Consider the following 22,670-nt stretch of genomic DNA (forward strand, 5'->3'; position numbering starts at 1 on the left):
AGCCTGCTGTCCAGAGAACCGTTCCGTGCTTCAGAAGGCGAGACAGGCACTCGCTGCGCCGCCCGATCTCCGCCGCGTCGGGCGGCTGCTCGGCAGGTGCCGCGCTGTCCGGGGAGAGCCGTTCGGGTGGCCACTCCCCTGCTGCCGGGGCGACGACGGACTACACGGAACTCGGGTAGCGGCTGTGCTCCGGGAAGTTGCCGTAGAGCAGTTCGTTCGCCGGGCCTTCTGTGACGGCCTGCACGAGCAGCTCACCGCCGACGAAACAGCCCAGCCAGGATGCGCCGCGCCCGCCGAACGTCTCGGCTCGGTCGCCTCGCGACCGTGGCTTGTTGATGCCGACCTTGTACGCCCGCAGCTCGCGCCCGAGCCGACGCGCCTTGTCCTCGTCGTCGCAGGCGATGCTGGCCACCAGTGCGCCGTTGGAGGCGTTCATCTGGGCCAGCAGCTCCGCCTCCGTGTCGACGACCACGATGGTGTCGATGGGCCCGAACGGCTCGGCGTGCATCAGCGACGACGCACCACCCGGCGCCAGCAGTGCGGCCGGCGCCACGTACGCCGACGTGTCCTGTCCCGCGATGAAGCGCCCGTCGGCCAGGCTGCCGCGGTAGAGCGGGATGGCGCCGCGGTGCAGCGCGTCGCCGACCCTGCGGTGCAGGTCATCGGCCTTTGCCGCACTGATCACCGGGCCGAAGTCGAGCGTCGGCAGGTCGTCGTCGTCCCGCTCGACGGCGAGCGGGTGCCCGAAGCGGATGGACCGGATCACCGGCAGGTACATGGCGAGGAACTGGTCGACCAGTTCCCGCTGGACCACGTAGCGGGGATAGGCGGTGCAGCGCTGCTTGGCGTACTCGAAGCCCTTCTTGAGGTGGGCTGCGAGACCGTCCCAGTCGGAGAAGTCCCAGACGCCCCAGGCGTTGAGCCCCTCCTGCTCGATCATGTGCCGCTTGCCGGTGTCCACCAGCGACGCGGCCACCTTGCCACCGGCCGAGCGGCCGCCGACGAAGGCCATCGCCCCGATCCCCGGCGAGCGCACCAGCACCTCCGACAGCTCCGCGCCGGCGCCGGACAGCAGCGTCACGGGCAGCCCCTCCCGGGCCATCAGTGCGTGGGCCAGGGTCAGGCAGGCGGCCCCGCCCTGGGACGGCGTCTTGGCCAGGACCGCGTTGCCGGCCAGCAACTGCACCAGCTCGGCATGGACCAGCACCGACATCGGGTAGTTCCAGCTCGCGATGTTGCTCACCGGCCCCGACAGCGGCGCGCGGTCGCCGAGCATGGACTCGATCGCATCGACGTACCAGCGCACACCGTCCAGGGCTCGATCGACGTCGGCGCAGGCCAGCTTCCACGGCTTGCCGATCTCCCAGGCCAGCAGGAGGGCGAGTTCGTCGCGCACGTCGGCCATCGCGTCGACCGCGGCGACGACCCGTGCCTGTCGCTCGCTCAGTGGCGTCCGCGACCACTCGGCGTGGGCCTCGGCAGCAGCATGCACCGCGTGCTGCGCCTCTCCCGCCGACAACCGGGGCAGGCCGATCAGCTTGCTGCCGTCGACCGGGCTGATCAGCACCTCCGGCTCGCCGGTGGCCCGCCACGACCCGTTGACCAGGTTGTGCAACCGGTCGGTGCCGAAGGCCTCGGGCGCGAGGCGGGACGCCCGACCGAGTACGGCAGCCCACTCGGTGCCGGGCTTGACGTGGAGTGCGCCCTGGTTCTGTTCGACGACTGCCGGGGACATGGGTTCTCCTCGGAGGTTCCGGTTCCGCCGTGCTCGGGTGCCGGCCGCGCGTCCGAGTGGACCCGCTCTGACCGCTCGGCGGGGGCACGGCGCCCTCTCGGACCGCCGGGGCGGAGCGTCGTGACCACGCGCACTCGCGTCGTAGCGGGGCCCGGATTTGCGGATCTCGAGGGCTGAAGCTCGCGGGGGTTGATCGCCTCCGGACGTGGGGCCAGGCTTCCATGTGTGCCGACGACGTCGGACGACGAGCGCATGTTGCGCGGGGCCGGCCTGCGCGTGACCCGTCCTCGGCTCGCGGTGCTGTCGGTCGTGCACACCCAGCCCCACGCCGACACGGACTCGATCATCACTGCCGTACGGAAGGAGTTCGGCCCGGTGTCCCACCAGGCCGTCTACGACGTGCTGCACGCGCTGACCGCCGCTGGCCTGGTGCGGCGCTTCCAGCCGTCGGGCTCCGTGGCCCGTTACGAGGCGCGGGGCCGGGACAACCACCATCACCTCGTCTGCCGGTCGTGCGGCGCCATCGCCGACGTCGAGGGCACGGTCGGCGACACCGCCTGCCTGACGGCGCCCGACGCCTCGGGCTACGACGTCGGCGAGGCCGAGGTCATCTACTGGGGTCGATGCCCCGAGTGTGTCGCGGCATCGACGTCCGGCGGCTGAAGCAACCAGCCATCACGGGAAAGCGGCGCGACAGGGAAGAGGTCCGACGTGACCGAGAGATTCGGCCTGAGCGACAAGACCGCAACCGAGAGCATCAGCGAGAGCGAGAACCCCGCAATCCCCAGCCCCACTCCCAAGCCGCACCGGCCCAGGGAGAACCGGGACTGGTGGCCGAACCAGCCGGAACTGTCGGTCCTCCGTCAGCACTCGCCGAAGTCCGATCCGATGGGCGGGGACTTCGACTACGCCGAGGAGTTCAAGACCCTCGACGTCGAGGCGCTGAAGCGGGACCTCGTCGAGGTGATGACGACGTCCCAGGACTGGTGGCCGGCCGACTACGGTCACTACGGGCCGCTGTTCATCCGGATGACCTGGCACGCCTCAGGCACCTACCGCATCGCCGACGGCCGCGGCGGTGGCGGCCAGGGCGCGCAGCGCTTCGCCCCGCTCAACAGCTGGCCGGACAACGCGAGCCTCGACAAGGCGCGCCGGCTGCTCTGGCCGATCAAGAAAAAGTACGGCCGCAAGATCTCCTGGGCCGACCTCCTCATCTTCACCGGCAACGTGGCCTACGAGTCGATGGGGTTCACGACCTTCGGCTTCGGCTTCGGCCGAGAGGACATCTACGAGCCCGAGGAGATCTTCTGGGGGCCGGAGGACACCTGGCTCGGGGACGAGCGCTACAGCGGCGACCGCGAGCTCACCGGGCCGCTCGGCGCCGTCCAGATGGGCCTGATCTACGTCAATCCGGAGGGGCCCAACGGTCGTCCGGATCCGGTGGCGGCGGCCCGGGACATCCGGGAGACCTTCAGTCGCATGGCCATGAACGACGAGGAGACGGTCGCGCTCATCGTCGGCGGCCACAACGTCGGCAAGTGTCACGGTGCCGTCAGCCCGGAATACATCGGCCCGGAGCCCGAGGCTGCGCCCATCGAGCAGCAGGGCCTCGGCTGGAAGAACACCTACGGCAGCGGCGTCGGCCGCGACGCGCTCACCAGCGGGCTGGAAGGCGCGTGGACCAACGAGCCGACGAGGTGGGACAACGGGTTCCTGGAGAACCTGCACACCTACGAGTGGGAGCTGACCACCAGCCCCGCCGGTGCCAAGCAGTGGACGCCGAAGGACCCCGCAGCCCAGGGCACCGTGCCCGATGCGCACGACCCGTCGAAGCGGCACGCCCCGATGATGTTGACGACGGACCTCGCCCTGAGGGTGGACCCGGTCTACGGGCCGATCACCCAGCGCTTCCTCGAGAACCCGGACCAGCTCGACGAGGCGTTCGCCAGGGCCTGGTACAAGCTGCTGCACCGTGACATGGGTCCCGTCTCGCGCTACCTCGGCCCATGGGTCCCGGAGCCGCAGCTGTGGCAGGACCCCGTCCCCCCGGTCGACCACGAACTGATCGGGGACGACGACATCGCAACCCTCGAGCGCACGCTCCTCGACTCGGGCCTGTCCATCTCCCAGCTGGTCTCCACCGCCTGGGCGTCGGCGGCGAGCTTCCGCGGCACCGACAAGCGAGGCGGGGCCAACGGCGCCCGGATCCGCCTCGAGCCGCAGCGGAGCTGGGACGTCAACGACCCGGCCGAGCTGGCCAGGGTGCTGCCGACCTACGAGCAGGTCCAGCAGGGCTTCAACGGCACACAATCCGGCGGGAAGAAGGTCTCGCTCGCCGATCTGATCGTCCTGGGTGGCTGCGCGGCCGTCGAGCAGGCGGCGCGGAACGCCGGGCACGACATCACGGTCCCGTTCGCGCCGGGGCGCACGGACGCCGCCCAGGAGCAGACCGACGTCGGGGCGTTCGCGGTGCTGGAGCCGATCGCGGACGGGTTCCGCAACTACCTCCGCCCCGGAGACAAGTTGCCGCCGGAGACCCGGCTGGTGGACCGGGCCTTCATGCTGAACCTGACCGCACCGGAGATGACGGTGCTCATCGGCGGGCTGCGGGCCCTCAACGCCAACTACCGGCGGTCCCCGCACGGCGTCTTCACCGACCGACCCGAGACGCTGACCAACGACTTCTTCGTGAATCTGCTCGACATGGGCACGGAGTGGAAGACGTCCGCCTCGGCCGAGAACGTGTACGAGGGGCGGGATCGCGCCACCGGCGAGATCAGGTGGACCGCCACCGCTGCCGACCTCGTCTTCGGCTCGAGCTCCGAGCTCCGAGCCGTCGCGGAGGTCTACGCGGCCGACGACGCCACGGAGAAGTTCGTGCGTGACTTCGTCGCCGCGTGGGACAAGGTCATGAACCTCGATCGGTTCGACCTCGCGTGATTCCGGTGTCGAGGTCGGCCGCCCATCGGCCGACCTCGACATCAGGTGGGCGCTCCTCGGCGCCATCCGGCCGCCAACCGACGAACCCCTCGCGGCAGGTGCCGCCCCGGCGTCTGCAGCTGACCGACACGGCAGACGAGTCGGAGCTCAACCGAGGTCGCGGCGACCTGACTGCATGCGGTTGCCGGACTGGGCCGGCGAACGACCTGCTTGCCCGATCACCCCTTCACCAGCGCCCCGAAACGGGAGTGGCCCGGGACATCGTGGTGGTGCTGGACGAGCTGCGGGCGTCACCGAGGGCCACCCGGCGGGTTCGCGCCTACGCCCGTCGGCTCGGCGACTGGCTGGGACGGCGTCGAGGGAGCCGGCGTCGGGCCGGGCACGCGTGGTGCCCGGCCCGGTGCCGGACTTCGGCGGGGTTCAGAAGCGCGGTCCGCCGAGTTCACCGCCGCGGTCACCGAGCCACTCGGCCGGTCGGTAGTTCGGCAGGATCTCCGAGGCGCCGAGGCCGAGCTCCTCGGCCGCGGCGTCGAGCTGCCGCGGGTTTGCTGCGGATCCCCAGCGACCGGTGGCGACCCGCTCGTCGAGGGCCTCGACGGCCGCGACCAGCTCCGCGGGGGTGAACTGGCAGTGGCTCAGCCGGTGCACGAAGGCCTGGCGAAGCAGGCCGTTCGCGCCGGCCCGCCGCACGGTCTCCGCGTACTCCTCCTCGACCTGCACCGGTGCCAGGACGTCGTGCGTGGTGTGCAGGCTCAGGACCGGAACCTGCAGGTCCCCGGTGAGTTCGGAGGTGGCGTAGGCGGTCTGCAGCGCGTCCTCGTCGGGGGTCACCGAGGCGGTCTCGGTGAGCCGGTCGAGGTCGGCGTCGAGGTCGAGCCCGGCCGCGCGGTACAGCGCCTCGACCTGCGCGCGCTCGTCGGCCTGCTTCAGCAGCGCCCGGTAGTCGACGCCGGCGTTCCAGGACGGATTGCCGCCGACCGTGCTCTCGATGTCGACCCGGGCCGGATAGGTGAAGCCGAGCGCGAAGCTGAACTGGGCGGCCTGCGCGTCGACCTGCGCCTCGTAGTCCCGCGGATCCGGCTCGGCCTGGCCCTGGGCCCAGCGCGGCAGGTGGTAGAGCGCGGCGGCGAGCGCGATCCGCGCCCGGCCCTCGGGGTCGTCCTGCGCGGCCCGGACCGCGTCGGTGAGGGTGCTCGCCGCTGCCCTGACGGCGGCGAGGTCGCCCTCGTAGTCGGCCAGCCGGACCTCGGTGCCCTGCGGCACGAGCAGCTGGGCGATGGCGTGGGCGCCGTCGAGCTGGTAGTTGAGGAGGTCCACGCCGCCGTGCATCAGTCCGCAGGTGGGCAGCGCCCCGTCGAGGGGGGTGCCCGGAAGCTCGGCCAGCTGTCCGGTCACCAGGCCGCCCATGGAGGTCCCGACGGCGAGCACCCGGGACGGCTCGCCGACCGCCGCGCGGAACGCGTCGAGGGTCTGCAGCTGATCCTCGGCGGCGGTGTCCAGCGTCCATCCGCTGCGCTCGTAGGAGGAGCCGACCAGGGCGTACCCGCGATCCAGCAGGGCCTGCCGGGTCGCGTCGTCCGGAGCGTTCTCGGCGGTGTGCGGGATGGGGAAGAAGCTGGGCCGGTAGCCGTGGCTGTACAGGAGCACGGTGCCGTTCCAGTCGGCGGGGACGTCGGCAACCCAGGCGGTGGCCCCGTCGTCGACCGTTCCCTTGACCTGCCGCGGGCCCGAGGGCTCCTCGGCGGCGGCGGGTGAGGCGGCGACGAACGAGAGGGCCAGGGCGCAGGTCAGGCCGGCGACGAGGGAACGAGGGGACATCGGCATCCTAACGACGGGACCGGGGACGCCCAGACGTTAGGAGGACGGCGGACGAGCGTCAACGAATTGCCAAGCTTTTTCGTGATCCGGGCCACTCGGGGCCGGTTCACCGCCGGGCGCGCGCGTCCTCCACCATGCGGGCGAAGGCCGCCAGCGCCTGCGGTTCCAGGGACGCGAAGGCGGCGCGGTGCACGCTCGCCGAGCGGCGCGCGGGCCAGTCCTCGCCCAAGTACCGCTCGGGCAGCACCGGGTCCAGTCGGAGCAGCCGGATCCAGTGGGCGCCGAGGAGGGTGAACAGGGCGACCGGGTCCCGGTCCCGGGCCAGGGAGCCCTCCCAGCGGCGGATGAACTCCTCGTGCTCGCGGCGCAGCGCGTCGAGATCCCAGGCCCGTCGGACGAAGCGGGCGACATCCGTGCCGGGGGTCGGAGAGGCGACGAACCCGTCGATCTGCAGACCCCCGACCTCAGCGCCGACGGCGACGATCCGGTCCAGGTCGACGCGGCCCGGCGCCAGCCACAGCCCGTCGCGCAGGCAGCCGAAGCCGGCCCAGGACAACCGGGACCGCAGCCGGTTCCGGACGTATCGCTGCGTCTCCGGCAGGGAGAAACTCAGCAGCGTCCAGTCGCTGCTCGTCTGATGGAACGGCTCGGCCGCCCCTACCCGCTCCCGCCCCTCCCGCAGCAGCCTCCGCGACGTACCGGTCAGGCCGTAGCTGGCCACCCGGCCATCCTGGTGGCGGGTCAGCAGACCGCGCTCGGTCAGCCTGGTCAGCGCCGACCGGGTCGCCTCGTCGCTGCCCCCCAGGGACCTGAGCACGTCGAGGAACACCCTCGTGGGAAGGGGATCCTCGAACCTGTCGAGGACCAGTGCGCCTGCCAGCGCCAGCAGCAGGTCCTGCGGCTTGAAGCGCACCGCGGCGGCGCGGTCTGTCATCTGCCCTCCCAAGCCGGCCCGGCGCACACGCCCCTGGGCTCCCGAGCATGTTCTCCCTGGAACCTTCCGTGCCGGCGGCCAACAGACCGGCGACGCGATCACCGGCGGCGCGGGTCCACACTGCCAGGGCGGCCGGGAGGGGTCCGTCGGGTTCGGGCGCTTGCTCCGCCAGCGCCCCCGCCGGAGTGATGCACGCCGACATGAGGGCTGGCGGATCAGCTGGTACAGCCGCGGCTCGGTGAGCGTGCCGGCCACCTCCACCGTGTCCCGCCCGCAAGGGCGAGCACGGTGCTGTTCGGACCCCCCGGCCGCGCGACGCGCGGCCGATTGACGTTCGCCGTTGTGCTCGGACCGTCTGCGGCATGACCGCTCGCCACAGCTGCACCCGGCCCGAGGAGCGGTAGGCCTGCGCCGGCACCTATCTGGTGGTCGCTATCGCCGAGGAGAGCTGTGGTGCCGTACCGCGCCGCTCGGCTCCCGGCCGTGATTCGGGGCTCGACACCATCCGGAGGGCGAGGTCGGCGTAGAAGTCACCCAGTTGCTCCGGCGAGTCGGACCCGTCCAGGCGGTACCAGCGGATCAGGTCGATGCTGAGGGACAGCATCGCGCGCACGACCCGGTCGACGTCGACCGGAGGGAAGGCGCCGTCCTTCACCCCACCGGCGACGGCCGCGCGGAAGATCTGGTTGGTCCGGTGACGGAGCTGCCTGACCTCGTCGTAGTGCTCTGCCGTCAGCCCGCTGAGCTCGTACTGGGCCACGCGGGCAGCGACGTGGTGGAGCGCGTGCCAGGCGGTGTAGCGGGAGACGAGGGCGCGCAGTCGCTCGGCAGCCCCACGGGCCGTGTCGATGCTCGAACCCTGGACGTAGCCCAGCGCGCGCTCGTGGCTCACCCGCACGATCTCGAAGAGCACGAGTTCCTTCGACGGAAAGTGCACGTAGAGGGCGGCTGAGCTCAGCCCCGCACCGGTCGAGATGTCCCGGGTGGTCGTCGCGTGGTAGCCGTTGGAGGCGAAGCAGCGCACCGCGGATGTCAGCAGGCCGCGCGCTACGTCCCCGAGTCGGTCGTCCCACAGACTCGGGGACTCGTCCCGGAGCCGCGGGTCGCCCTCGAGGTCCTGAGGCGTGAACCGGGCCTGCCGCTTCGCCATGCCGAGACCCTCTTCTTCCGATCTGAGCTCTGGACCAGGCTCACAACCTTGCCGCTCCGGCTTCTCCGGACCTGCCGCCGACGGCCGCGAGCGCCGCCGCCTGTGACGCTTGACACACTCACGCTACCTGGTGACTATGCGCTTAGTAAGTCATCGACCACAGCCTGGGAGAGCGCCATGTCGCATCCCGGGCTGGCCACGGGACTGGAGCTACCGCCGGCGATTACTCACTCCCATCCTGACCCAGGTCACCAGCTGGGCGCTCTGCCGCCATCCCCGGAGGGTGGACCGAGGCGCCGGAAAGAAGAGGTAGCGATGCAGGTCTCGTGTGCGTTCCCCACGGCCTTGGACACGCCCGACAAGATCGCCGTCGCCGAGCGGATCGGATATCAGCGGGCGTGGATCTATGACACTCCCCAGCAGAGTCCGGACGTCTGGATGTCGCTGGCCCTGGCGGCCGAGCGGACCGAGAGGATCGGCATCGGACCGGGCGTGCTGGTGCCGAGTCTGCGGCACCCGATGGTCAACGCGGCCGCGACCGCCACCCTGTGCGACCTGGCACCCGGCCGGGTCGCGGTGTCCTTCGGCACCGGGTTCACCGGCCGGCGCGCGATGGGCTACGGCGCGATCACCTGGGCGTTCATGGACGCCTACATCCGTGCCTATCAGGGGCTGCTCCGGGGCGAGGTCGTCGAGTGGGAGGGAGCGCGGATGCAGATGCTCCATCCCGACGGCCATGCCCCGAAGCGTCCCGTGGAGGTGCCGATCCTGATCAGCGCCCTGGGCCCCAAGGGCAACGCCGTGACCAAGAAGCTCGGCGACGGACTCTTCTCGACGCTGGTGGTGCCGGACTTCGCCGGCGACTACTCCTGGTCGGCCTACCTGGCGTGGGGCACGGTGCTCGACGACGAGGAATCGGACGACTCCGAGCACGCCCGCGCGGCCGGCGGCCCCGGTTGGGCGCTGTCCCTGCACGGCGCCATGGAGTTCGGTGGGCCGGACGCCGTCCGCGAGCTGCCCGGCGGTGACCAGTGGCTCCAGGTGGTCCAGCGGAGGCCGGAGGGCGAGCGACACCTCGCCGTCCACTCCCAGCACTGCGTCGGGCTCAACGACGCGGACAACGCCGCCTGGGATGCCGGAGGCAACGTGACGCTGCGCGACGTCACTGTCAGCGGCGACCGGGCGCAGGTGCGCGACAAGCTCGAGCAGCTCCGCGCCGCGGGGATCACCGAGATCGTCTACCAGCCCTGCGGCCCCGACATCGACCGCGAGCTGGAGCGCTTCTATGACGTGGCGTCCGACCTCACGGACGCCGGGAAGGTGGATGCATGAGCGAGCACCGCACGATCGTCGAGGGCCTGTCCTACCTGGAGTGCCCACGCTGGCACGAGGGCCGCGTCTGGTTCTCCGACTTCTACACCAACGCCGTCTACTCCGCGGCCGCCGACGGGAGCGATCTGCGGGTCGAGGTGAAGGTGCCCCAGCAGCCGTCCGGGATCGGATGGCTGCCCGACGGCCGGCTGCTGATCGTCTCGATGCGCGACGCCAAGCTCGTGACGGTCGAGCCGGACGGCAGCCTCAGCGAGTACGCCGACCTCTCGGGCCACGTGGGCGGCCATCCCAACGACATGGTCGTCCACCCCAGCGGGCGCGCCTATGTCGGCGAGTTCGGCTTCGACCTGATGGCCGGGGCGCCGATGCAGGAGGCCCGGCTGCTGTGCGTCGAGCCCGACGGAACGGTGCGCGTCGTCGCCGAGGAGATGCTCTTCCCCAACGGGAGCGTGATCACCGACGACGGTCGGCTGCTGGTCTGCGAGACCTTCGGCAACCGCGTGACCGCCTTCGACATCGACGAGGACGGCAGCCTCGGCAACCGTCGCGTGTTCGCGGAGTTCGGCCCCGCGCCGACCGAACGCGACCTGGAGCCGGCACTGGCCCAGGTCGTGGTCGCACCCGACGGCTGCTGCCTCGACGCCGAGGGCGGCCTGTGGGTGGCCGACGCGATCGGCGGCCGGGCGATCCGGGTCCTCGAGGGCGGCACCATCGAGCGGTCGGTCCAGCCGGGTACGGGGGTCTTCGCCTGCATGCTCGGTGGCGACGACGGCCGCACGCTCTTCCTGTGCGCCGCGCCGGACTTCCACGAGGAGGCTCGCACGAACGCCCGCGAGGGCCAGCTGCTGGCCGTCGACGTCGACGTGCCGCACGCCGGCCTGCCCTGAGTCACCCCCTCCCGCCGGACAGCAGCGTGGCACCCCGAGTGGTCTTCCGGGCGCCACGCTGGTGTCCGGCGGGGTGGCCTGATCTGAAGCCAGGCCACCGGTACGCACATCGAGTCGCGTACCACCCTCCCTGCCGGACACGCTGCGCGCCAGGGCCGCCCCTCCGCGGCTGGTCGGCGGTTATGCCATTTCCAGCGGCTGTTGCGGCGCCTCCGTGTGCTGGATGGTGTCGATGGTTTCCATCTGCTTGGTGAACTCCACGTACTCGTCATCCATGAGGGCCCGTGGGTTGAAGTCCGGGCTGGCGAGGACCCCGTGGATCCGCCGCCGTTGCATGCCGAAGTTGCCGCCGTCGTAGATCGGGAAGATCGCTGCCTCCCGGAGCAGCTTCTCGAAGGGGTGCTTCCGGTCGGCGCTGTTGACGCCGACGACCTGCATGCACTTGTAGACGCTGTCCAGGAGCGTCTCGGTGCAGTAGGTCTTGTTCAGCGCGCCGATCAGTTCACCGTGGTACTCGTGCTGATCGATGTAGTGCGCGGCCTTCCAGCAGAAGTAGCGGCAGGCCTCTATGCGGGCGGCGACGTCCCCGAGCACGTATCCCACGTTCTGGAAATAGATCATCGGGTGCGGACTACCGGCGGTGTAGGTCTTCGCCCACGCGAGGGCTGCCTCGTAGGCCGTGCGGGCGACGCCGACCGCGGCGATCCCGGCGACCGGGCCCGACCAGGCGAAGTTGCGGTTGATCAGCAGGTCGCCGTTGCCCAGGGTGCCCTGGATCAGGTTGTCGGCGGGGACCCTCGCGTCCTCGAAGACGATCTCGGAGTTCGGGGTCAGCCGGTGCCCGAAGGTCTCGATGATGTCGTAGGTGACACCCGGCGTTCCCCGCTCGACCAGGATCGCCGAGAGACCCTCCGTGCCTCCGCTGTCGGGATCGGTGCGCACCACCACGAGGTTGACGTTCGCCCCCTCGCCGTCCCAGCCTCCGACGTTGCACGGCCAGTACTTGCGCCCGTTGAGCACGTACTGATCGCCGTCCCGCCGGGCAGTCACCCCGATTCCGACCGGATGCGGCATGGGTGCGTCGAAGTTCGCCGTCCCACCCGGCGTCCCGGGCGGCTCGCTGGCGGCGTAGCCGGCGAGGTACTCCCCTGAGGTGTCGGATGTGGCCGCCCTCAGCACCCGCTGCTTCTGCTCCTCCGTGCCCCAGTACCAGACCGGCAGCAGTGCGAGCCCGTTCACCAGCACCGTGCAGGCGAATCCTGGGTCGACGGCGCAGATCTCCTCGGCTGCGAGGATGAGCTCGACGTTGGTGAGGCCCCCTCCTCCGTACTCCTTCGGCAGCATGCAGAAGGCGATCCCCCGCTTGTAGGCCTCCACGTAGGCCGGCTTGGTCATCTGGAAGGCCTTCAGCGGGTCCGGCTCCCGATCCGCGTCCCGGACGACGGGCGCCAGGACGTTCTCGGCGAAGTCACGAGCCGCGAGCTGAACCTTCTTCTGGTCATCGCTGAGCGAGAAGTTGATCCCGGTTGACTGCCCGAAGTCGATGGACATGTCTGCACATCTCCTCTGTGACGACAGCACCTCCCGGTCGGCGGAGGCCGGCCGAGGACACGGGGCCGAGCCCGGGACGGACCTGCTCGTGTCCCCCCTCACGCTCGTGCCCATGCCGCCCGAGGGGAAGGGGTCTCGCCCCTCGGACACCACGTTCTGCGCGCCTCTGCGCCGTGCTCGCTGCCGTGCGTCGCCGACGCGCGCCGTGGGTGGCCTGTCGCCGGCAGCCGCCAGACGCTTCGGGCAGCGCGGCACGGGTGACCCCGGTCAGCCGTCGAGCAGGTCGCGCACCGCCCGGGCGATCGTGGCCGTCTCGGCCGCCCGGATGCCGGGCCGGCCGGCGATGTGCCCGAGTTCCGACCACAGCGGGCGCAGCTCCGCGGAGGGGACAAGGGCCGCCTCGGCCTCCGAGTCGGCCGCCGTGAAGTAGGCGTCCGTCGTCGACGGCATCACGATCGTCCGGGCCCGAACGCCCCGCAGAGCCTCCTCGTAGCCCCCGGCGCGGCCCCGGCCCACGTCACCGCTCTGCCAGGTGTCGATCATCGCCAGCAGGTCGTTCGCGTCCAGAGCCGCGTGATCGGCCGCCCACCCCTCCAGGACGGCCTGGACGCTGGGGTAGCCCAGCTCACGGTACGTGCCCAGGTGGAAGAAGTCGCGCGAGTAGGCCCACCCTGCGTACACCCGGCCGAACGCCTCCAGCCCGGCCACCGGGGGGAACTCGTACCGGCCGCCGCGGAAGGCGGGATCCGCCGTGAGGGCCGCGCGCACCCCTTCGAGGAAGACGTGGTTGTGCGGAGAGCAGCGGGCGGCGCCGCAGATCGGGAGCAGCGCGTCCACGTCGTCGGCATAGGTGACCGCCCACTCGTAGGCCTGCATCGCCCCCATCGACCACCCCAGGACCAGCCGCAGCCGGCGGACCCCGAGTGCGTCGAGCAAGCGGCGCTGCGCCCGCACCTGGTCCCGGACGGTCACCACGGGGAAACGGGGCCCGGCCACCTCCTCCGGAGCGTTCGACGGGGAGGTCGAGACGCCGTTGCCCAGCATGTCCACCGCGACGACGAACAGGCGGTCGGTGTCCAGGACGCTGCCGGAGCCGATCCACGGCAGGTAGCTGCTGGAGGTGCCGGTGTAGTAGCTCGGCACCAGGACGGCGTTGCCGCCGTCCTGGGCGAGCGTGCCGTGCGTGGCGTAGCCCAGCCGAACCGGCAGGCTCGCGCCGGACTCCAGCACGAGCCTGCCGAGGTCGAAGGTCTCCGGCATCAGAAGAACTTCAGGTAGCGCTCCGTCTCCCAGGTGGAGATGTGGGACTGGTAGGACTCCCACTCGGCGCGCTTGTAGTCGATGAACGAGTTGTACAGCGCCTCGCCGAACACCTCCCGGGACAGCGAGTCGGCCTGGAACTCGTCGATCGCGGCGGACAGGTCCCGGGGCAGCGTGTCGACGCCGAGCTCGGCGATCTGGGCGTCGCTGTACTCGTACATGTTCTCCCGGTGCGGCGCACCCGGGTCCAGCTGCTCGCGAACGCCCTCCAGGCCCGCGGCCAGGATCATCGCCGCACCCAGATAGGGGTTGCAGCTGATGTCGGCCGCCCGGCACTCCACCCGGCCGCCGGCCAGCGGGATGCGCACCATGTTCGTGCGGTTGTTGTCCCCGTAGGTGACGAACACCGGCGCCCACGTCGAACCCGACGTCGACCCCCCGCGGACCAGCCGCTTGTAGCTGTTCACCGTCGGGGCGATGACCGCACTGATCGCCTTGGCGTGCCGCAGCACGCCGGCGATGAAGGAGTAGCCGAGCGCGGAGACGCCCGCGCCCTTGGGGTCCTCCCCCTCGGCGAACAGGTTGACCCCGGTCGTGCTGTCGGCCAGCGACATGTTGAAGTGCGCGCCCGACCCGGTGCGGTCGGCGAACGGCTTGGCCATGAAGGAGGCGAAGTAGCCGTGCTTGCGGGCGATCTCGCCGGCCATCATGCGGAAGAAACTAACGCGGTCGGCTGAGGTCAGGGCGTCGGCGTACGAGAAGTCGATCTCGAACTGGCCGCGGGCGTCCTCGTGGTCGAAGGAGTAGACGCCCCAGCCCAGCTCGTCCATCGCCTCGACGAGCTCGGTCAGCCAGCCGAAGTTGTCCAGCGTGGTCGTGAGGTCGTAGCAGGGCTTGGCCGCGGTGTCGCGCTCGGAGACCTCCTGCGGGCCGTTCGCGCCGTCCTGGAGGACGAAGAACTCGGTCTCGATGCCCAGGTTGAAGGTGAACCCCAGCTCGGCGGCGGCGGCCAGCTGCCGCTGCAGGATGTAGCGGGCGCCGGCCTCGAACGGCTTGCCCTCGGTGTAGAGGGTCGACGGGAAGTAGGCGACGTCGCGGCGCCACGGCAGCTGGAAACCGCGCTCGAGGTCCGGGTGAGCCGACACCTCCTCATCGCTGATGTCCTGCGGGACGCCGTCCACCGCGGCGCCGGTGAACAGCTCGGAGCCCGCGGCCATGTCGGCCAGGTGCCCCAGCGGCACGACCTTGCCCTTGAGCCGGCCGTGCAGGTCGCTGAAGCCGGCCAGGGCGTAGCGGACACCCGCGGCCTCCAGCCGGGCGCGGACGGCCTCGACGTCCTGAGCGCCGGCCTGCGTGCTGGTTCCGGTGGTGAGCGTCATGCGGTCCTCCTGGACGGGATTTCGATGTCTCGTCGAAATCTCCCTCCCCCGGGTTCCGATGCAGCATCGAAACCGTTCCGGTCGTGTTAACTTCCGGGCATGGCCGACCCCCCGACATCTGAAGCCCCGGCCGAGAGTGGGCGACCGCGCACGGTGGGGCGCCCCCGCCGCACCGGCGTCACCCCCACCGGGAATCCGCGGCAGGAGATCCTCGACGCCGCCGCCCGGCTGTTCGCCGACCAGGGCTACGTCGCGACGACGATGTCCGAGATCGCGAAGACGGTCGGCCTCGGGCAGTCGTCGGTCTACTACTGGTTCCGGTCCAAGGAAGATCTGCTGCTGGCGCTCGCCGGCGCCAACCGCGAGTCACTGGAGGTCGCCCGCCGGCTCGCGGCGAGGTCGACGCCACCGCCGGAGCACCTCTACGCCGTCCTCTACGCCGACGTGCTGCAGATGTGCCGCGGCGCCCTCGACTTCTACGACCTGGAGCGCGCCGCCCACGCCCAGCCGGAGTTCTTCGCCGAGATCCTGGCCGACTACGGCCGGTTGCGCGCCGAACTCGAGGCGATCGTCGACGCCGGGATGCGGTCCGGCGACTTCGCCGCGGGTGACGCCCGCACCGCGACCGCCGCCTGTCTCGCCCAGACCGAGGGGATGCAGCACCGGTTCCGCACCCCGACACCGGACGACGCGCAGCGCGGGCCGGCCCTGACGGAGCCGGTGACCGCCGCCCGCCTCGCGGCGACGGCGGCCCTGCGGGCGCTGCTCGCCGACCCGGCCCGCTCCCCCGAGGTCGAGCGGGTAGCCCTGGCGGCGCTGGAAGCGTAACGCGAGCGACACAGATTCGATAAGCCATCGGAACGGCGCCTCCGCACAATTCCGATAGCGCATCGAAGGTGTCGGTGCGCCCGGGTCATCCCCCTGGAGGCGCACATGGATCCCACGACAACGGGCAACACGGCATGGCTGCTGACCGCAATCATCGCGGTCATCCTCATGCTGCCCGGGCTCGTCCTCTTCTACGGCGGGATGGTCTCCCGCAAGACGACGACCAACATGATGATGATGGTCTTCGGCTCCTTCGCCCTGACCGCGTTCGTCTGGGTCGCGTTCGGCTACTCCGCCGTCTTCGGGGACTCCCTCGGCGGCGCCGGCGTCCTCGGCAACCCGCTGGAGTTCGCCGGCCTCGGGCAGCTGCTGACGCCCGACGAGGACGCCGCCCTCCCCCCGCTGGCCCTCGCCACGATCCACCTCGGCTTCGCCGGGCTGACCATCGGCATCATCGCCGGCGCGGCCGCCGACCGGATGCGCTTCGGCGCCTGGATGACCTTCGCCGCGTTCTGGGTGGTGTTGTGCTACCTGCCCGTCGCGCACTGGACCTTCGCGTTCGACAGCGAGGACGGCAGCAGCACCGGCGGCTGGCTCGCCAACGCTCTCGGCGCCGTCGACTACGCCGGCTCGACGCCCATCCACGTCAACTCCGGCATCGCCGCCCTCGCCCTGGCGGTCGTGCTCGGCAAGCGCCGCACCTGGCCGGTGCAGCCCAAGGCGCACAACCTGCCGTTCGTCGTCGTCGGCGTGGGCCTGCTGCTCACCGGCTGGCTGGGCTTCGACGGCTCCGCGCTCGGTGCCGCCGACAACGACGCGGCCGTCGCCATCTTCAACACCCTCGCCGCCGCGTGCGCCGGTGCCTGCGCCTGGCTGGTCGTCGAGAAGCTGCGCGACGGGCACGCCACCACGCTGGGCGCGTGCTCCGGCGCGATCGCCGCGCTGGTCGCGATCACGCCGTCGTGCGGGGTCGTCTCACCGGTCGGCGCCATGATCGTCGGGATGGCCGCCGCCGTCGTCTGCTACTTCGCCGTCCTGCTCAAGCACCGCTTCGGCTACGACGACGCACTCGACGTCGTCGCGCTGCACCTCGTCGGCGGCATCGTCGGTGCGCTCTCCATCGGGCTGCTCGCCCACCCCGACGCCCCGATCGGCGAGGCCGGCCTGCTCTACGGCGGCAGCCTCGCACTGCTGGGCAAGCAGGCGATCGCGCTGCTGGCCACCTGCGCCTGGACGTTCACGTTCACCTTCCTGCTGGCGAAGGTGCTCGACCGGACCATCGGCATCCGGGTCACCGACGAGCAGGAGCGCCAGGGGCTGGACAGCGCGCTGCACGCCGAGAACGCCTACGAGGACCCCGACGCGCTGGCCCACCAGCCGCGCGGCCACGCCGAGCAGGAGCACCACCTGGATGTCGACCTCGGCCTCGAGGCCGAGCCGATCCGGCGGGGTTGAGCCCCGCAGCACGAATAGTTGATCAGGATCGCCAGCGGCTCGCCGTGGGTCCGGCGCAGCCGACGGACAGCGGCGACCTCCTCAGCCGGCACCTGCCGACGTCCTCCTCCGCGGCGACGTCGGTAGGTGCCGGCACTCGCTCGAGCGAGAGCACCTCGGCCGAAGGCGTCTCGCCGCCTCGGGCGAGATCGTCATAGAGACTGGTGAGCTCGACCGACCGCCGGACGTGGGGCTGGATGACCTGGGTCCCACGCCGTGCGTGCGGACGAGCAAGCCCTTGTCGACGAGCTCCTGAGGGCCTGCGCGAGCTGGAAGTACAGCGGGGTCGGGCTCGAGCGGTCGACGTCGAAGGCCGGCGTGACGACCACCTCGTCCTCCTCGTCCGGACCTGACGGACGGCGCCCGACGGCGGCGCCCTGGCCATCCGCGCACCCGGGCCCGCCCGTCGACCTCACCACGTCGGGGCGTTCGGACCTCCGGAGGTCCGCTGTCTTCATGTCCTGACAAACCCTTGACGCGTCTCCGTGTCCTGGCGCACAGTCGGCACACCGCCGGACGACGCACAGGGACGGAGCGCACCGTGCAGAACGCACCCGACGTCGTGGTCATGGGCCGCAGCGGCGTCGACGTCTACCCGTTGCAGGTCGGCGTCGGGCTCGAGGACGTCACCACCTTCGGCAAGTTCCTCGGCGGTAGCGCGGCCAACGTCGCAGTCGCCGCTGCGCGTCTGGGTCACTGCCCCGCCCTGGTCACGGGAGTGGGCGACGACCCCTTCGGGCGCTTCGTCCGCCGGGCGCTGCGCGAGCTGGGGGTCGACGACGGCCAGGTCGTCGTCGACCCCGAGCACCCGACGCCGGTGACCTTCTGCGAGATCTTCCCGCCCGACGACTTCCCGCTGTACTTCTACCGCCGGCCCACGGCTCCCGACCTGCAACTCCGGCCCGACGACCTCGACCTCGACGCGATCCGCGGTGCCGCGCTGTTCTGGGCGACGGTGACCGGGTTGTCCGAGCAACCGAGCCGCTCGGCCCACCACGCCGCCTGGGAGGCGCGGCCACGGCGCCGGCACACCGTGCTCGACCTCGACTACCGGTCGATGTTCTGGACGTCGCGCGAGGAGGCCTCGGCCCAGGTCCACGCGGCCCTCCCGCACGTCACGGTCGCCGTCGGGAACCGGGAAGAGTGCGAGGTCGCCGTCGGGGAGACCGACCCCGAGCGGGCCGCCGACGCCCTCCTCGAGGCGGGCGTGGAGCTGGCCGTGGTCAAGCAGGGCCCACGGGGCGTCCTCGGCAAGACGCGCACCGAGCGCGTCGAGGTCCCCCCGACGCCGGTCGACGTGGTCAACGGCCTGGGCGCCGGCGACGCGTTCGGCGGCTCCCTCATCCACGGCCTGCTCACCGGCCTGCCACTGGAGCAGGTGCTGCGCAACGCCAACGCCGCCGGGGCGATCGTCGCCTCCCGGCTGGAGTGCGCGACCGCCATGCCGACGGCGGACGAGGTCGACGCGCACGTCGCCGCCCACAGCGCACCCGCCCCCCGGCTGGAGGACACCCGTGTCTGACACCGTCCTGGATCTCCCCGACGTCGGCACGGCGCCACCGCTGTGCGCGACCTACGCCGAGGTGACCGAGCTGCGCAGCCGGCATCCCGAGGCGATCGCGCAGGCCCTGGCCACACGGCGGCGGCGCCCGTCGTTCCTCCCCGAGGACGGCCGGCTGATGCTGGTCGCCGCCGACCACCCGGCCCGTGGCGCGCTCGCCGCACAGCGCCGACCGACGGCGATGAGCAGCCGTACCGACATGCTCGACCGGCTGCGTACCGCGCTGGCGCGGCCCGGCGTGGACGGCCTGCTGGCCACTGCCGACATCGCCGAGGACCTCCTGCTCCTGGGCGCGCTGGAGAACAAGGTCGTCGTCGCCTCGATGAACCGCGGCGGCCTGGCCGGCTCGGCCTTCGAGCTGGACGACCGGATGACCGCCTACGACGTGCGGGGCGTGGTCGAGGCCCGCTTCGACGCCGCGAAGATGCTCAACCGCTTCGACCTCGACGACCCGGGGACCGTGGTCTCGATGGAGTCGGCCGGCCGCGCGGTGACCGACCTGGCCCGCGCCGGGGTGATCGCCATGCTCGAGCCGTTCCTGTCCCGCCGGGTGGACGGCCGGGTGGTCAACGACCTGTCCCCCGACGCGGTCATCAAGAGCGTGCACATCGCCCAGGGCCTGGGTGCCACCTCGGCGTACACCTGGCTGAAGCTCCCGGTGGTCGACGACATGGAGCGCGTCATGGACGCGACCACGCTGCCCACGCTGCTGCTCGGCGGCGACCCGTCCCGGCGCCCGGAGGAGACCTTCGCGCAGTGGCGCGACGCGCTCGCACTGCCGTCCGTGCGCGGCCTGGTCGTCGGCCGGACGCTGCTCTACCCGCCCGACGAGGACGTCGCCGACGCCGTGGACACCGCGGTGTCCCTCGTCCACCGAGCCGGCCCGGAGGCATCTCGTGACCACCGCCGCCCGTGACACCCGCACGCTGCACCTGCCCGCCGGCAGCGCGGCCACCCGGGACTACGCCCTCGAGGTCACCCCCGAGTCGGCGGGCTGGACCCACTCCGGCCTGCGCGTCCTGGAGCTCGTCCCCGGGGGCAGGCGCCGCCTGCACACCGGCGAGGACGAGGTCGTCGTCGTCCCGCTCTCCGGCGGGCTGGTCGTCTCCTGCGACGACCGAACGCTGACTCTCGCAGGCCGGGCGAACGTCTTCGCGGGTCCCACCGACTTCGCCTACCTCCCCCGCGGGACCACCGCTGAGCTCTCCAGCGAGGGCGGCGGCCGGTTCGCCCTCTGCGCGGCGCGGGCCCGTCGCACCCTGCCGCTCCGCCACGGCCCGGCCGCCGACGTGCCGGTGGAGCTGCGCGGGGCCGGGTCCTGCAGCCGGCAGGTCAACAACTTCGCCACCGCCGGCGTGTTCGAGGCCGACGCGCTGATCGCCTGCGAGGTGATCACCCCCGGCGGCAACTGGTCGAGCTATCCGCCGCACAAGCACGACGAGACCTCGGAGGTGGAGACCGAGCTCGAGGAGATCTACTACTTCGAGATCGCCCCCGGCCCGCAGGGCCAGCCCGGCCTGGCCTACCACCGCGTGTACGGCACCCCCGGGCGGCCGATCGACGTGCTCGCCGAGGTGCGCGACCGCGACGTCGTCCTCGTGCCGCACGGCTGGCACGGCCCGTCGATCGCCGCCCCCGGCCACGACCTCTACTACCTCAACGTCATGGCCGGCCCCGGGCCCGAGCGGGCCTGGCGGATCGTCGACGACCCCGCGCACGCCTGGATCCGCGGCACCTGGACCGGGCAGGACGTCGACCCGCGCCTGCCGCTGCACTCCCCCGACCGCGCAGCCACACATCCCCCCACCCGCCCCGACCAGAACGGAGCGACCCGACCGTGAGCGCGCCGTCCCACCCCCCGGCCCGGACGGACACCGTCCGGCTGACCGTCTCCCAGGCCGTCGTCCGCTTCCTGGGCCGGCAGTACACCGAGCGCGACGGGCAGCGCCGGCGGCTGTTCGCCGGCTGCCTGGGCATCTTCGGGCACGGCAACGTCGCCGGCCTCGGCCAGGCGCTGCTGCAGGCCGAGATCGACGACCCCGGCGCCCTGCCCTACGTGCTGGGCCGCAACGAGCAGGCCATGGTGCACACCGCGGTGGCCTTCGCCCGGGCCAGGGACCGGCTGCAGACCTGGGCGGTCTCCACCAGCATCGGCCCCGGCGCGACCAACATGGTCACCGGCGCCGCGCTGGCCACGATCAACCGGCTGCCGGTGCTGCTGCTGCCCGCCGACACCTTCGCCACCCGCGCCGCCGGCCCGCTGCTGCAGGAGCTCGAGCGCCCCGACAGCGGCGACCTCACGGTCAACGACGCGTTCCGGCCGGTGTCGCGGTACTTCGACCGGATCTGGCGGCCCGAGCAGCTGCCCGGCGCGCTGCTGGCCGCCATGCGGGTGCTCACCGACCCGGCCGAGACCGGCGCGGTCACCCTCGCCTTCCCGCAGGACGTGCAGGCCGAGGCGTTCGACTGGCCGGTGGAGCTGTTCGCCGAGCGCACCTGGCACGTCGCCCGCCCGCTGCCCGAGCCGGCCGCCCTGCAGCGCGCCGTCGAGGTGATCCGCTCGGCCCGCCGGCCGCTGCTCGTCGCCGGGGGCGGGGTCATCTACTCCGGCGCCACCGACGCCCTCGACGCGTTCGCCACCGCCACCGGCATCCCGGTCGCCCAGACCCAGGCCGGCAAGGGGGCCCTGCCCTTCGACCACCCGCAGTCGGTCGGCGCGATCGGCTCCACCGGGACCACCGCGGCCAACGCGCTGGCCCGCGACGCCGACGTCGTGCTCGGCGTCGGCACCCGCTACCAGGACTTCACCACCGCCTCGCGCACCGCCTTCGGCGATCCGGGCGTGCGGTTCGTGAACGTCAACGTCGCCGCGATGGACGCCGCCAAGCACGCCGGCGTCACGGTGCAGGCCGACGCCCGGGAGGCGCTGACCGCGCTCACCGGGGCGCTGGCCGGCTGGTCGGTCGACGACGCCTACCGGGGGCGCGCGGCGGAGCTGGCCGCGGAGTGGGAGCGCACCGTGGAGGCGGCCTACCACCCCGTGACCGCGGGCGAGGGCGGCCGGCTGTCCCAGAACGAGGTCATCGGGCTGGTCAACGAGGTGTCCGGCCCCCGGGACGTCGTCGTCTGCGCCGCCGGGTCGATGCCCGGGGACCTGCACAAGATGTGGCGGGTCCGCGACCGCAAGGGCTACCACGTCGAGTACGGCTACTCGTGCATGGGCTACGAGATCGCCGGCGGCCTGGGCGTGGCCCTGGCCGCCCCCGACCGCGACGTGTTCGTCATGGTCGGCGACGGCTCCTGGCTGATGATGGCCACCGAGCTGGTCACCGCCGTGCAGGAGGGCGTCAAGCTCGTCGTCGTCCTGGTGCAGAACCACGGCTTCGCCTCGATCGGCGCGCTGTCCGAGCAGCTGGGCTCCCAGCGGTTCGGCACCCGCTACCGGTACCGGTCGCGCTCCGGCCGGCTCGACGGCGGCGTCCTGCCTGTCGACCTGGCAGCCAACGCGGCCAGCCTCGGCGTGGACGTGCTCGTCGCGCAGGACGCCGTCAGCTTCGAGGCCGCGCTGCGCAAGGCCAAGGCGAGCGACCGGGCGACGGTGGTGCACGTCGAGACCGACCCGCTGGTCGACGCCCCCTCCAGCGGGTCCTGGTGGGACGTGCCGGTCGGCGCGGTCTCCACCCTCGCGAGCACGCAGGAGGCCCGCACCGTCTACGAGCGCGCGAAGGCGCGCCAGCACCCGTACCTGACGCCGTCCGAGCACGGTCCCGCGCACTCCTGAGCACCCAACCCCGAGGAGGG

The 22,670-nt window shown here is 71.9% G+C and carries 17 protein-coding genes; 10 read left to right on the forward strand and 7 right to left on the reverse strand.

Annotated features, from left to right (window positions below; all coding sequences use genetic code 11):
- Positions 1 to 160: 160 nt before the first annotated feature.
- Positions 161 to 1,735 (reverse strand): aldehyde dehydrogenase family protein, encoded by a 1,575-nt coding sequence (locus tag BMZ50_RS06890; RefSeq protein WP_091322546.1) that lies wholly within the window; start codon positions 1,733 to 1,735, stop codon positions 161 to 163.
- 225 nt (positions 1,736 to 1,960) lie between these two features.
- On the opposite strand from BMZ50_RS06890, the gene BMZ50_RS06895 reads away from it, so the two are divergent.
- Both BMZ50_RS06895 and katG read left to right on the forward strand, forming a co-directional pair.
- Positions 1,961 to 2,398, forward strand: coding sequence for a Fur family transcriptional regulator (locus BMZ50_RS06895; RefSeq protein ID WP_091322547.1), 438 nt, complete (start codon positions 1,961 to 1,963; stop codon positions 2,396 to 2,398).
- Positions 2,399 to 2,446: 48 nt separating this feature from the next.
- Positions 2,447 to 4,675 (forward strand): catalase/peroxidase HPI, encoded by a 2,229-nt coding sequence (katG, locus tag BMZ50_RS06900; protein WP_091322548.1) that lies wholly within the window; start codon positions 2,447 to 2,449, stop codon positions 4,673 to 4,675.
- 420 nt (positions 4,676 to 5,095) lie between these two features.
- Here katG and BMZ50_RS06905 read toward each other — a convergent pair whose 3' ends face one another.
- From BMZ50_RS06905 to BMZ50_RS06915, 3 genes are all read right to left on the reverse strand, one after another.
- The gene (locus BMZ50_RS06905) at positions 5,096 to 6,493 is read right to left on the reverse strand and encodes a lipase family protein (RefSeq protein WP_218146132.1); all 1,398 of its coding nucleotides are present in this window, start codon (positions 6,491 to 6,493) and stop codon (positions 5,096 to 5,098) included.
- A 106-nt stretch (positions 6,494 to 6,599) separates the two neighbouring features.
- Positions 6,600 to 7,427: a PaaX family transcriptional regulator C-terminal domain-containing protein gene (locus tag BMZ50_RS06910; RefSeq protein WP_091322550.1), complete on the reverse strand. Its 828-nt coding sequence runs from the start codon at positions 7,425 to 7,427 to the stop codon at positions 6,600 to 6,602.
- Between the two features lie 418 nt (positions 7,428 to 7,845).
- Positions 7,846 to 8,577 (reverse strand): TetR/AcrR family transcriptional regulator, encoded by a 732-nt coding sequence (locus tag BMZ50_RS06915; RefSeq protein ID WP_091322551.1) that lies wholly within the window; start codon positions 8,575 to 8,577, stop codon positions 7,846 to 7,848.
- 315 nt (positions 8,578 to 8,892) lie between these two features.
- On the opposite strand from BMZ50_RS06915, the gene BMZ50_RS06920 reads away from it, so the two are divergent.
- Positions 8,893 to 9,909 (forward strand): LLM class flavin-dependent oxidoreductase, encoded by a 1,017-nt coding sequence (locus BMZ50_RS06920; protein WP_091322552.1) that lies wholly within the window; start codon positions 8,893 to 8,895, stop codon positions 9,907 to 9,909.
- Entirely contained in the window at positions 9,906 to 10,796 is an 891-nt protein-coding gene (locus BMZ50_RS06925; RefSeq protein ID WP_091322553.1) for an SMP-30/gluconolactonase/LRE family protein, read from the forward strand. The genes BMZ50_RS06920 and BMZ50_RS06925 overlap by 4 nt, the downstream gene beginning before the upstream one ends.
- A 180-nt stretch (positions 10,797 to 10,976) precedes the next feature.
- Here the strand turns inward: BMZ50_RS06925 and BMZ50_RS06930 are convergent, their stop codons facing one another.
- The 3 genes from BMZ50_RS06930 to glnT form a co-directional block, all read right to left on the reverse strand.
- Complete coding sequence (locus BMZ50_RS06930; protein WP_091322554.1) at positions 10,977 to 12,347, reverse strand: acyl-CoA dehydrogenase family protein; 1,371 nt, start codon at positions 12,345 to 12,347, stop codon at positions 10,977 to 10,979.
- A gap of 267 nt (positions 12,348 to 12,614) precedes the next feature.
- Positions 12,615 to 13,607, reverse strand: a complete 993-nt coding sequence (locus tag BMZ50_RS06935) for an alpha/beta fold hydrolase (protein ID WP_091322555.1) — start codon at positions 13,605 to 13,607, stop codon at positions 12,615 to 12,617.
- Positions 13,607 to 14,986: a type III glutamate--ammonia ligase gene (gene glnT, locus BMZ50_RS06940; RefSeq protein WP_091322556.1), complete on the reverse strand. Its 1,380-nt coding sequence runs from the start codon at positions 14,984 to 14,986 to the stop codon at positions 13,607 to 13,609. Before glnT ends, BMZ50_RS06935 begins: the two co-directional genes overlap by 1 nt.
- 99 nt (positions 14,987 to 15,085) lie before the next feature.
- Between glnT and BMZ50_RS06945 the strand changes: the two genes are divergently transcribed.
- The 6 genes from BMZ50_RS06945 to iolD all read left to right on the forward strand — a co-directional run bounded on the left by BMZ50_RS06945 (position 15,086) and on the right by iolD (position 22,650).
- Complete coding sequence (locus BMZ50_RS06945; protein ID WP_091322557.1) at positions 15,086 to 15,814, forward strand: TetR/AcrR family transcriptional regulator; 729 nt, start codon at positions 15,086 to 15,088, stop codon at positions 15,812 to 15,814.
- Between the two features lie 105 nt (positions 15,815 to 15,919).
- Positions 15,920 to 17,269 carry an ammonium transporter gene (locus tag BMZ50_RS06950; RefSeq protein ID WP_091322558.1) on the forward strand — a complete coding sequence of 450 codons (1,350 nt, stop codon included), beginning with the start codon at positions 15,920 to 15,922 and terminating at the stop codon, positions 17,267 to 17,269.
- Positions 17,270 to 17,849: 580 nt separating this feature from the next.
- Positions 17,850 to 18,830, forward strand: a complete 981-nt coding sequence (gene iolC / locus BMZ50_RS06960; RefSeq protein WP_218146133.1) for a 5-dehydro-2-deoxygluconokinase — start codon at positions 17,850 to 17,852, stop codon at positions 18,828 to 18,830.
- Complete coding sequence (locus tag BMZ50_RS06965) at positions 18,823 to 19,785, forward strand: class I fructose-bisphosphate aldolase (protein ID WP_218146134.1); 963 nt, start codon at positions 18,823 to 18,825, stop codon at positions 19,783 to 19,785. Before iolC ends, BMZ50_RS06965 begins: the two co-directional genes overlap by 8 nt.
- On the forward strand, positions 19,766 to 20,710 hold the full coding sequence (iolB, locus tag BMZ50_RS06970) for a 5-deoxy-glucuronate isomerase (RefSeq protein WP_218146135.1): 945 nt from the start codon (positions 19,766 to 19,768) through the stop codon (positions 20,708 to 20,710). Before BMZ50_RS06965 ends, iolB begins: the two co-directional genes overlap by 20 nt.
- Positions 20,707 to 22,650, forward strand: a complete 1,944-nt coding sequence (gene iolD / locus BMZ50_RS06975; RefSeq protein WP_091322560.1) for a 3D-(3,5/4)-trihydroxycyclohexane-1,2-dione acylhydrolase (decyclizing) — start codon at positions 20,707 to 20,709, stop codon at positions 22,648 to 22,650. Before iolB ends, iolD begins: the two co-directional genes overlap by 4 nt.
- Positions 22,651 to 22,670 lie beyond the last annotated feature (20 nt).

The sequence above is a fragment of the Geodermatophilus ruber genome (assembly GCF_900114385.1).
In the GTDB taxonomy this organism is placed as follows: domain Bacteria; phylum Actinomycetota; class Actinomycetes; order Mycobacteriales; family Geodermatophilaceae; genus Geodermatophilus; species Geodermatophilus ruber.

What these genes read in the sequence shown, in the direction of transcription:
- BMZ50_RS06890 (WP_091322546.1), bottom strand. Translation starts at nt 1,735, where the DNA reads ATGTCCCCGGCAGTCGTCGAACAGAACCAGGGCGCACTCCACGTCAAG.
- BMZ50_RS06905 (WP_218146132.1), bottom strand. Translation starts at nt 6,493, where the DNA reads ATGTCCCCTCGTTCCCTCGTCGCCGGCCTGACCTGCGCCCTGGCCCTC.
- BMZ50_RS06910 (WP_091322550.1), bottom strand. Translation starts at nt 7,427, where the DNA reads ATGACAGACCGCGCCGCCGCGGTGCGCTTCAAGCCGCAGGACCTGCTG.
- BMZ50_RS06915 (WP_091322551.1), bottom strand. Translation starts at nt 8,577, where the DNA reads ATGGCGAAGCGGCAGGCCCGGTTCACGCCTCAGGACCTCGAGGGCGAC.
- BMZ50_RS06920 (WP_091322552.1), top strand. Translation starts at nt 8,893, where the DNA reads ATGCAGGTCTCGTGTGCGTTCCCCACGGCCTTGGACACGCCCGACAAG.
- BMZ50_RS06925 (WP_091322553.1), top strand. Translation starts at nt 9,906, where the DNA reads ATGAGCGAGCACCGCACGATCGTCGAGGGCCTGTCCTACCTGGAGTGC.
- BMZ50_RS06930 (WP_091322554.1), bottom strand. Translation starts at nt 12,347, where the DNA reads ATGTCCATCGACTTCGGGCAGTCAACCGGGATCAACTTCTCGCTCAGC.
- BMZ50_RS06935 (WP_091322555.1), bottom strand. Translation starts at nt 13,607, where the DNA reads ATGCCGGAGACCTTCGACCTCGGCAGGCTCGTGCTGGAGTCCGGCGCG.
- glnT (WP_091322556.1), bottom strand. Translation starts at nt 14,986, where the DNA reads ATGACGCTCACCACCGGAACCAGCACGCAGGCCGGCGCTCAGGACGTC.
- BMZ50_RS06945 (WP_091322557.1), top strand. Translation starts at nt 15,086, where the DNA reads ATGGCCGACCCCCCGACATCTGAAGCCCCGGCCGAGAGTGGGCGACCG.
- BMZ50_RS06950 (WP_091322558.1), top strand. Translation starts at nt 15,920, where the DNA reads ATGGATCCCACGACAACGGGCAACACGGCATGGCTGCTGACCGCAATC.